The following is a 2,125-nucleotide window of genomic DNA, read 5'->3' on the forward strand; positions in this document are numbered from 1 at the left end:
GGTTTATATCATCTCAATTTGTGGAATGGTGCTAGAGTTAGTGATAGAGTCTTGCCAATTTCAGCGCTATTTGCCCTTAGTGTGGTACTGAACGCAAAGTCACACGTAAGAGCTTACCCGTATGGGATAGATAATTTTTGGAGAAGAAGAAAGTGGCTGTATTTAACCAAGTTGAATTTGATAACCATGAGCAAGTCGTATTTTGTTCTGATGAAGCATCGGGTCTTAAAGCGATCATCGCAGTGCATAACACTAAGCTAGGTCCTGCAGTAGGTGGCTGTCGCCTATGGAATTACGCCTCCGACGAAGACGCAGTATATGATGTACTGCGTTTATCTAAAGGAATGACTTACAAGAATGCGGTTGCACGGTTGCCATTTGGTGGTGGCAAATCTGTGATCATTGGCGACGCAAAGACAATTAAGTCAGAAGCATTGTTTAGAGCATTTGGTAAGCAGCTAGAGCGTTTAGGTGGCAGTTACTACTCAGCAGAAGATGTAAACATCACAACAGGTGATGTGATGGTAATGCACAAAGAAACAAACTACGTAATGGGCCTTGAAGGTAAAAGTGGTAATCCCTCTCCGTTTACTGCGTTAGGTACATTCCTTGGAATTAAGGCAGCGTACCAGCACAAATATGGTCACCAAGACTTGGCTGGTATCAAAGTTGCCGTACAAGGACTTGGTGCAGTAGCTTACACTCTATGTAAACACCTTCATAACGCGGGTGCTGAGCTATTTGTTACTGATATCAACGAAGAGTCAGTACAAAGAGTGGTCAATGACTTTAATGCTACCGCTGTAGGCATCGACGAAATTTATGATTTAGATGTTGATGTGTATGCGCCGTGTGCACTAGGTGCTACAGTAAACGACGATACTATTCCACGTATTAAAGCGACGATTATTGCAGGATGTGCAAACAATCAGCTGGCAGAGTCTCGTCATGGTGAGATCATTCGTGAAAAAGGCATTTTGTATGCACCAGACTATGTCATTAATGCTGGTGGAATCATCAATGTTTACTATGAAACAAAACCTGAAGGTTATGATGAAGCTGCAGCGACAAAACACGTTGAAGGTATCTATGATACGCTGACCGAAATCTTTAAGCGCTCTGAAGATGAGAAAGTTTCAACACATATAATTGCTGACAAATTAGCACAAGAGATTATTGAAAACGGTCTATAATAACAGCGCCGTTTAATTACCAGAGAGGGGCAAATGCCCCTTTTTTTGTATGAAAAAGAAAATATCGCTAGATACTTGGCCTCGCCAAGAGCACTTCTCCTTCTTCAATGATTTTGCCCAACCTTATTTCACCGTTACCGTCAGCTTGCAAATGGAAAGGGTGTACGAAATGAGCAAACGTAATACAGTTCCATTTTCGCTTAGTTGTCTATACGCACTACAGCTGGCATTACAAAGCTATACCCCTATTCGTTACCGTATAGAGGCAGGAGAGGTGGTTGAATATGATGCTGTAGAAATTAGCAGTGTTTTTCTGCGAGGGGATGAAACCTTTAGATTTGTAAGGCTTTCACCTGAAAGTGATTTCAACCGTTTTATTAGCGCCAATATTCATAGCAAAGCCGAACAACTAAATGGACCGCTTATCAGTGAGCAATTCTTGATGGAAAGTCAGGTGCCAAATTGTGTTCATGTATCTATACTTCCATGGTTATCTTTTTCCAGTTTTGGTCATGCGAGACACAGTAGAGATGACTTCGGCATACCAAAATTTGTGTTCGGAAAATACAATAAAGCCGATGGTACGATGCCATTTTGTATTGAAGTCCATCATGCGCTAATGGACGGGCTACATGTCGCTGAGTTCGTAAAGATTCTTCAGGAAAAAATAGATCAAGCTATTTGGGATAGATAAACAAATTTTGCGTTAGTTGGCAGAAAGTGAAATAATTTGCGCGCTACGCAATAAAGAAAACCCTTCTATATGTTTGTTTTTAATGTTTATTCATTATTTTTATTTKGAATATCTATTCAGTTTATTGGAATAAATTTGATGTAAAATATTGTAAATAGCGTATGCAAAAGGTTGGTTTTACGAGGGTTGTGTATCTTTTGCTGTGTTTTTGATGTTAATTTTTTGTTTTGTATATAAT

Annotated in this window: 2 protein-coding genes; both read left to right on the top strand. The window is 39.8% G+C overall.

Annotated features, from left to right (window positions below):
* The first annotated feature begins 152 nt into the window (after positions 1-152).
* Positions 153-1,193, top strand: a complete 1,041-nt coding sequence (locus L1D50_RS22800; protein ID WP_128727840.1) for a Glu/Leu/Phe/Val dehydrogenase — start codon at positions 153-155, stop codon at positions 1,191-1,193.
* 49 nt (positions 1,194-1,242) lie between these two features.
* Positions 1,243-1,887, top strand: coding sequence for a CatA-like O-acetyltransferase (locus tag L1D50_RS22805; protein ID WP_128727839.1), 645 nt, complete (start codon positions 1,243-1,245; stop codon positions 1,885-1,887).
* Positions 1,888-2,125 lie beyond the last annotated feature (238 nt).

The organism is Pseudoalteromonas sp. Isolate6, from assembly GCF_022398435.1.
Taxonomy (GTDB): domain Bacteria; phylum Pseudomonadota; class Gammaproteobacteria; order Enterobacterales; family Alteromonadaceae; genus Pseudoalteromonas; species Pseudoalteromonas galatheae.